The organism is Bacillus cihuensis, from assembly GCF_000504145.1.
Classification (GTDB): domain Bacteria; phylum Bacillota; class Bacilli; order Bacillales; family DSM-1321; genus Peribacillus; species Peribacillus huizhouensis.
This window is the reverse complement of the sequence record NZ_KI632499.1, coordinates 144,628-153,342: the sequence shown is the minus strand read 5'-3', so window position 1 is coordinate 153,342 and position 8,715 is coordinate 144,628. Positions and strand designations below refer to the sequence as shown.

The 8,715-nt window shown below is 39.6% G+C and carries 5 protein-coding genes and 1 riboswitch; of the genes, 1 reads left to right on the top strand and 4 read right to left on the bottom strand.

Annotated elements, in window-relative coordinates; translation table 11 throughout:
- Positions 1-615: 615 nt before the first annotated feature.
- Positions 616-2,811 carry a DNA topoisomerase III gene (locus V179_RS0124980; protein ID WP_028393890.1) on the bottom strand — a complete coding sequence of 732 codons (2,196 nt, stop codon included), beginning with the start codon at positions 2,809-2,811 and terminating at the stop codon, positions 616-618.
- A 392-nt stretch (positions 2,812-3,203) separates the two neighbouring features.
- Between V179_RS0124980 and V179_RS0124975 the strand changes: the two genes are divergently transcribed.
- The gene (locus V179_RS0124975) at positions 3,204-4,766 is read left to right on the top strand and encodes an ABC-F family ATP-binding cassette domain-containing protein (protein WP_028393889.1); all 1,563 of its coding nucleotides are present in this window, start codon (positions 3,204-3,206) and stop codon (positions 4,764-4,766) included.
- A 191-nt stretch (positions 4,767-4,957) separates the two neighbouring features.
- Here V179_RS0124975 and V179_RS0124970 read toward each other — a convergent pair whose 3' ends face one another.
- From V179_RS0124970 to V179_RS0124960, 3 genes are all read right to left on the bottom strand, one after another.
- Positions 4,958-5,905 (bottom strand): ATP-grasp domain-containing protein, encoded by a 948-nt coding sequence (locus V179_RS0124970; RefSeq protein WP_028393888.1) that lies wholly within the window; start codon positions 5,903-5,905, stop codon positions 4,958-4,960.
- Positions 5,906-5,934: 29 nt separating this feature from the next.
- Positions 5,935-6,984, bottom strand: a complete 1,050-nt coding sequence (locus V179_RS0124965) for an LLM class flavin-dependent oxidoreductase (protein ID WP_028393887.1) — start codon at positions 6,982-6,984, stop codon at positions 5,935-5,937.
- An 89-nt stretch (positions 6,985-7,073) separates the two neighbouring features.
- Positions 7,074-7,180: riboswitch (SAM riboswitch) on the bottom strand.
- A 236-nt stretch (positions 7,181-7,416) separates the two neighbouring features.
- Complete coding sequence (locus tag V179_RS0124960; RefSeq protein WP_235179250.1) at positions 7,417-8,598, bottom strand: class I SAM-dependent methyltransferase; 1,182 nt, start codon at positions 8,596-8,598, stop codon at positions 7,417-7,419.
- Between the last annotated feature and the right edge of the window lie 117 nt (positions 8,599-8,715).

Genomic DNA, 8,715 nt, shown 5'->3' with positions numbered 1-8,715 from the left:
GTTTAGTTTTCAAAGAACTATTATTTAAGACAGAATAAAATCTTACCATCTTAACATTCATTTTGTCAATCACTTTTTTAAAAATAATTCACTACAATCTCACGTTGTCTTCTGTGGTATTGTCGCTCAAAATGAAGTTGTCTAATTTACTAGAAGCTAGAAGCTCTTAGCAACAAAATCTATAGTACTATTTCTGCTTATTGAAGTCAACAACTATTTTTAAAAAATATTAGGTTATTAATAACGCAAAAAATGTAGTTACTAAACTTCGGAATGATACCTCTTTATCAGGCACTTACTTTTAACACAAAGTGAAAACAAAGTGTCAATCCCTTATTAGACACATGCGTCGACTCCCCTTTGATTCTATATTCTGTTTGGGCACTGTTTGATGGTAGCAACTTCATTTAAGCGTTGGCAATAGCTTGCCATCTGGCGAGTTACCATGAAATATGTTCATCTAATCAAGATAGTAATATAGATATTATTAACATTACACACAATCACATATGTATAACCCAATAAGACGAATTATATAAAAAAGAACTTCACAAAAAGGTTACCCCTATAGAAGTAGTCATCAAATCAGACAACTTTAGGGATAACCTCAATCATTTATTTATCAAACTTTAACTTAGCTAATGCATCTGCAAGCGCTGTGTTAATAGGCTCCTCTTTTTTATTCTGTTGTTTAAGGTACTTCGAAACGTCATGTTTCGTAGCTTTATGGTTGTTATTTTTCCCTTTTCTTTTTGTAAATGAAGACAGTTTTTCATGATATCCGCATTTGCAGACGAAAGTTTGCGCTTCTCCTTGACCACGCATTTCCATTTTCTTATGACATTGAGGACATCTAGCGTTCGTTGCACGTGATACACCTTTTCGGTGGCCACATTCGCGATCTTGACAGACAAGCATTTTTCCTTTTTTTCCATTCACTTCTAATAAAAGCTTGCCACAATCCGGGCATTTACTACCTGTGATATTATCATGCTTAAATTTCTTATCGCTGCTTTTGATTTCTTGGACAATTTTTTTGGCATAATCTCTCATATCACCAATAAAAGCTTGCTTTGACAGTTTCCCTTTGGCAATGGCTGTCAACTTTTGTTCCCATTGTGCTGTTAACGCCGGGGAACGTAGCTCTTGTGGTGCTAAATTCAGTAGTTGCTTGCCTTTGGATGTAACATAGAGACCTTTTCCTTTTTTCTCAATTAAAAAAGAATTAAACAGTTTTTCAATAATATCCGCTCTTGTAGCAACGGTTCCGATTCCGCCTGTCTCCCCGATTGTCTTGATCAAATCTTTGCTTTCTCCTGACATAAAACGTGCAGGGTTCTCCATTGCTGAAAGAAGTGTAGCTTCATTGAATGGTTCCGGCGGTTTTGTTTCTCCCTGCGTTTGTTTAATAGAAGAAATAGAGAGAGTTTCCCCCTTCTTAATGGATGGCAGCAATTGTTCAGCAAGACCATCGCCCGCTTCCTCATCTTCAAAGTGAGAATCGTATACATCTTTCCACCCGGATTTTAAGACTACTTTTCCTTTAGCCGCAAAGTTTTCTCCGCCAATATTCACTTTGATCGTTGTTTGCTCATATTCAAACGGTGGCATTAGGACCGCTAGAAACCTTTTGACAACTAAATCATAGATTTTTGATTCCTTATCGCTTAATTTACCCGGAAGCGGTGTTTGCTCGGTAGGAATGATGGCATGGTGATCAGAAACTTTACTATCATCCACAAAGGATTTATTAGCTTTAATCGGGCTACGCATGATTTTAGCCGCAATTGGGGCGTAAGGTTTGATGCTAACTGCTTGAAGCCGTTCCTTTAACGTATCCACTAAATCTGATGATAAAAAACGTGAATCCGTTCTTGGGTAGGTCAAGACTTTATGACTTTCGTATAATCTTTGCATGATCGACAGTGTCTCTTTTGCTGAGTAACCAAACTTTTTATTCGCATCTCTTTGCAGTTCTGTTAAATCATATAGCTGTGGAGCAAATGATTTTTTATGTGTTTTGTTTACTTCCACCACTTCTGCACTTTTATTTTTCACCACAGCAAGTACATGATCTGCTTTCACTTTATCAAAGGTGCGAATATCATGGGTCTTACTGTCCTGCCAAACGAGGCGGAGCTTTGGTTCAGCCGTTACATCCACTCCATAAAATGGCTTTGGCTGAAACTTTTTAATTTCCTCTTCGCGAGCACTAATCATTGCCACGGTCGGCGTCTGCACACGTCCACATGATAATTGGGCATTATGCTTTGTCGTTAATGCCCGGGTCGCATTCATGCCGACAATCCAGTCCGCTTCAGCACGGGCAACAGCCGATGCATATAGATTTTCATACTCCTTCCCATCGCGCAGCTTGTTAAATCCATCTTTAATCGCTTTATCTGTTACAGATGAGATCCAAAGACGCTTAACAGGCTTTTTTACATTAGCTTTTTCTAGAATCCAGCGAGCAACGAGTTCACCCTCACGACCAGCATCAGTTGCAATAACAACATTCTTAACGTCAGGACGGTTCAGTTGAGTTTTGACAATTTGAAATTGTTTACCAGTTTGTTTAATAACAACCAACTTTAAAGTAGACGGGAGCATAGGTAAATCTTCAAGCTTCCACGCTTTGTATTTTTCATCATAGGCTTCAGGATCAGCATGAGTCACTAAATGACCGAGCGCCCACGTCACAATATATTGATCACCTTCAAAGAATCCATTCCCTTTTTTGTGCGCATTTAAGACCTTCGCTATATCTCTTCCGACTGATGGCTTTTCGGCCAACACGACAGTTTTACTCATAAATAACATCCTTTCAAAATTCCATAATAAGAAACGTCCTTGAGGGTCTGCTCCCGACCCGACGATGAAAAGGTTCAGGTTCTCAAACTGTGTCACCTTATGAAGATGGTGGTGCGGAGCTGATTTTGCGGAGCCCCGCCCCTTTTCCACAGAAAAAGCGCAAATCCCCTTAAAAACCCCATACGCTTTCTTATTTTCCATTAAAGCTCATTACGTCTATTATCGCATAAAATAGCTTGAAGGGCGAAACATCGATTTCCTGGGAAATTTGTCGATAACGCATTGTCCTCGAATTCCCATTCAATTCTTCTTGGTGAAGCATAGCAATCTATTAAGGATTTTAGTATGATAAAAAATAGAGTTTTTACTTTTCATTGGAGGTTCCAAAAGAAATGAGTTTACTTTCTATAGATAAATTAGGCCATTCATTCGGTGATCGCACGCTATTCAAGGACGTATCATTTCGATTAATGGCTGGTGAACATATTGGGTTAGTAGGTGCAAACGGCGTCGGAAAATCGACTATGATGAACATCATCACTGGACAGTTGATCCATGACACTGGACGTGTGGAGTGGACACCTGGTACAGAATACGGCTATTTAGATCAACATACCGTTCTTACAAAAGGCAGAACTATGCGCGATGTGTTGCGCGATGCGTATCTTCCTTTATTCGAACAGGAAAAACTATTAAATGAAGTAACAGAAAAAATGGGCACGGCTACACCCGAGGAATTGGAAGACCTACTCGAACAAATGGGCAAAATTCAAGATAAGCTCGAAGCTGGCGGTTTTTATAATCTAGATATCAAGATTGAAGATGCCGCTCGCGGACTTGGCTTAGATGCAATTGGTCTCGATCGTGACGTTGCTTCCTTAAGCGGAGGTCAACGAACAAAAGTTTTATTAGCTAAACTTTTACTTGAACAACCTGAGGTCCTTCTACTTGATGAGCCAACCAACTACCTTGATGTAGAGCATATTCGCTGGTTAAGCAATTACTTAAAAGAATATCCGCATGCTTTCCTTTTAATTTCCCATGACACCGAATTCATGAACGGTGTAGTGGACGTGATTTTCCATCTAGAATTTTCTAAGTTAACTCGTTATACAGCTACTTATGAAAAATTCCTTGAACTTGCTGAAATTAATAAGAATCAGCATATCAATGCCTATGAAAAACAACAGGATTTTATTAAAAAGCAAGAAGACTTCATCGCAAAAAATAAAGCTCGTTACTCGACATCTGGCCGTGCGAAAAGCCGGCAAAAACAGCTTGAACGAATTGAACGAATTGACCGTCCTGAAACAGCTATGAAACCAACTTTTGATTTCAAGGAATCACGCGGTAGCAGTCGCTTCGTCTTCGAAGGGGAGAATCTCGAAATCGGCTATGACCATCCATTACTTCCAAAACTAACAATGACGGTTGAGCGCGGCGAAAAAATTGCAGTTGTCGGCATGAATGGTGTTGGTAAATCAACTTTATTAAAAACGATTCTCGGCAAAATTGAACCACTTAGCGGAAAACGTATTCTCGGGGACTTCCTATTCCCTTCTTATTTCGAACAAGAAGTGAAAGCCGGAAACACAACGCCAATTGATGAAATTTGGAATGCCTTCCCAGGCTTAGAGCAAGCACAAGTGCGCGGCATTCTAGCACGTGTCGGTTTGAAAAATGAACATATCACCCGGCCTATGAATCAACTAAGTGGTGGAGAACAATCAAAAGTACGCATTTGCAAATTAATGATGAACGAAAGTAATTGGTTAATTTTTGATGAGCCGACAAACCACCTTGATGTTGTAGCTAAGGAAGAATTAAAACGAGCGATGATGGCATATAAAGGTACCATCGTTCTCGTCTGCCACGAACCTGATTTTTATGAAGACTGGGTAACAAAAGTTTGGAACGTTGAAGACTGGATCGATAAAAACGAAGCGCAAGCTTAATGTTTATTCAAAAGACGCTATCCTATAAGTAAGGGTCAGACCCAGCAACTACGACACACAGTTTATAGTGTAAGTAACACTTTAAACTGTGCGGTGAGTGCTAGGTCTGACCCTTTTAATCTAACCTATGGAATTGGATACAAACAACGAGGCTCTTCTGTAATTTTAAATAGAGTGAGCCCTCATTACGATTATCTAACGGTCTCTGTTGTTTTCAATTGAGCCCCTAAAAACTTAGCCAATTCAAGCATGCCATACTTTCCAGCTGTTTTCTCAGCATCTGAATTGTAATTAGTGTTCGTATTCACATCATATGTAAATATCTCACCTTTTTCATTACGGATAAATTCGATACCAGCAACAGTAATTTGATTCGCCTTCAAAAATTGTTCATATTGTTCAATGATCGGCTCATCAAAACCTTCTACAATTTGGAATTTAGGTTTTTCCTCAACTACTTCACCTACCGGACAGAATAGGTCACCAATTGCACAAGCATCCGCTGGACAAAGTTCAAATCCTTCAGAAGTGTCTACTCGAACCGCATAGACAAATTTGCCGCCAACAAACTCACAACGTGTAATATATGCTTCTGGAGATTTAATATATTCTTGAATCAAGGTAATGCCATCTACTGGTTCTTCAAATGTCGGGCCATCTAAATATTGCTTTAACCCTTCTATAGAATGGAATAATTGAACACCAAGCCCTTTTCCTGCACGATTATGCTTAGTAATAAATGAAGCACTACCTAGCTTTTCAGCTGCCTTTAGAATGTTATCCCTACCAATTGCCGCAATCGTTTTTGGAACAGTTATTCCTTGTTTTCTTAAAGCAGTATACTGATTAATTTTACTTAACTCTAAACGTAATGCACGCGTGCCATTAAATACTGTTCGATCATGTTCTTCTAACCATGATAAGACACCTTCCGTTAATTCCGGAGCATACCGGTGGCCTCTTGTATGAGATGATGCGCTCATCCGGCTATAAAACACTCCTTCCGGCGGAGCTTCTGTCAAGTCCACGAGTCCTTGATCGAGATGCCACTCCTCATATGGCAATTGGAGTTCCTCCAGTCGATTTGTTAAATGGGCGGTCCACTCGCTGTTTTCATGAATAACGTAAATTTTACTCATTTTATCTCCTCCTAAATTCATCTATATCCTTATACTTGAACTTTAGTTCGTTTTTCTTCTACGAGCGGCATTACTTGTTTAGCAAATCGCTCCATTTCTTCAAGCTGAGGAGAGAATTGCAACAATAACAAATCAACGCCCACTTCTTCAAACGCAAGAATTTGATCAGCAATTTGATCAGGTGTCCCAATTAGATTCGGACGCAACCCACGATTCGAAACAGAGTAGTCAAATAACTTAACCTGTTGTTCCAGTTGCGACTTACTTACAAAGTCGTTGTATCCAGCATATGAACTTGATTCTTTTACATCCGTAATTCGGGCTAGCTCTTCCTGAGCTTGTTCTTCTGTATCTCGACACACAACGTAAGCAGCCATTCCAAAGGTAGAAAACGGTGATTTTCCTGCTGCTTCTCGTTGCTGCTTCATTCCTTGAATCTTGACAGCAACTTCCTCAACTGTTCCACCGTGCATGACATAAGCATCACATTGATTGACAATAGTCTCTTTGCCACGTACGCTTTCTCCACCTGCATAAAGAATTGGATTCGGACGCTGTACAGGTTTCGGATGCAAATGAGCATTAGCAATCGAATAATATTTCCCGTCATACGAAAACGTATCTTCTGTCCACAATCCTTTAAGCACTTCAATAAATTCCTCTGTACGCTCATAGCGTTCATCATGGGCTGTAAAAACTCCCCCATACTGACGAGCCTCTTCCTCCCACCACGCAGAAACAACATTCAATGTAAAACGTCCATTTGAGATTTGATCAATATTCGCCGCCATTTTTGCCGTTACTGCCGGATTATGAAAACCAGGACGAACAGCTGTCATAATTTCGATTTTTTCTGTCACAGCGGCTAGGGCAGCTGCCGTTGACCAAGCTTCAAGCGAATCACTTTCCGGGCCTTTAATATCATTTAAGTTAAGTTCAGCGACAAGGGTAGTATCATAGCCCCACTTTTCTGCAGCTTGCGTTACTTTTTTTGCATACTCAAAAGTTGGAGGCATCTTCTCATCTTCTACATTTCGTAGCCATCCGCCGAATATCGGCAACCAATAACCATATTTCATTTCACTATCTCCTCTATGATTAAATTATGGCCCTTCTTCGATAAGACAAAAAAACTTCTCCGATAAGAAGAAGTTTGCGTTTGCATTCCACCTTATCTGCCAGAGCCATTACTCCGCTGGAATTAGCACCGTACTGACAATTGTCAACGGTTGCCGGGCTTCAAAGGGCCAGTCCCTCCACCTCTCTTGATAAGAACATATTAAATTGTAATAATAGTTGGAATAATCTTATATTAAAACTCCAGCGTTAGTCAAGACAAATGTTTTCAAATTTTGACAAACAAAAGAGCACCTATATGAATAGGTGCTCTTTTCGCTAACATTTTTTTCAAAACATATCTAAAAAAGATGCAAAAGATTTACCAATACACCATTACGCTCTACTGATCTATCCACCATACAAATGATCATCCCACCCAGACTTTAAATGTCTTAACGTTTTTCCACGACAAGAGTATATGTTTTCGGCAACCCGATATCATGCATCTTATGATTTGGCTCTTCTTCAAGTATCTTTATAACGAGCCCAGATTTACCCACTGCAGTGACAAGTTCTCCTATTGTCCATTTTCGCTGTGCGACTTGTAATAGTTTTTCTTGTATCCCATCCGGCATATGTTTGGAAAATGCGACATTATTCAATTCAATCTGAGGATCGAAATAATTGCCCGTTACTTTATGCTTCTTTCCAGATGAAGTAATTAGTTTGGTAGAAATCGGGTGAAATTCATGCAAAATAAAGCGACCACCTGGCTTTAAGAGCGTTTGAACAAGCTCCATTAACGGTGCTAAATCAATTAGATAATGTAAAACACCAAGCTCCATCAGTACTAGATCATAATCAGCATCACCCCTAGTCAATGATAGAACATCAGAAATAATATAATCCACCGACACATGCGCAGCTTCAGCCAACTCCTTAGCAAAGGTTGCATTTTCCCGTGAGAAATCAACTACCTTAACCTCAGCCCCGAGAGCAGCCATTGCCACAGCCTTCACCCCATTCGAGCCCATCAGATGCATCACTTTCTTCTCGCAAAGATTACCCATATACCGGTAAAACGGCTGAAGACGCCATTTCGGATTATGAAGGATTTTCGATGCGAGCTGTTCAGGCTCTCCGTAACGATTCACTAAGGCGACATAATTATTCTGATTCCACGCTGCTTCATTTTCTTCAGTTAAACCTTGCTGGATCGCCGCTAAATAGTCATGAATATGCTCTGAGTACATTGCCATTTTCTCATCATAAAAATAACTATAAAGGGATTGGCACCAAATTTCTATTCCTCTAACAGCTACCGAAATTCGATACGGGTCGGTTTTTATCGTAGTATTAAAACAACAAGCCACTGTAATGAGCTGATCGTCCACACTAAATTGAAATGACGCTCGCTCTGGCGTCTTTATAAGGTGAGATGGTGAATAATCCCCAAATAACTGATAAGCTTCATTAAACAAATCCCATTGTACGTCGACCGTAATTTCGACTGGTTCTTTTATTGCTACGCCTTGAATTAATAAAGCCACTTCATAAGTAAATTGATAGGGAATATTCTCACCGTCTAATAAACGACCTACTCCAATTACAGTTTGTATGTTTCCTGATTTCATAAATCCTCCAAACTTCCGATAAAATTAAACTTCTATCAGAGTGATATCTTTCATCTTTCGTTGCTCATTAGTTAACCAAACATTCTTTTACAGAGAAAACGTTCATGAGCGTCTGCT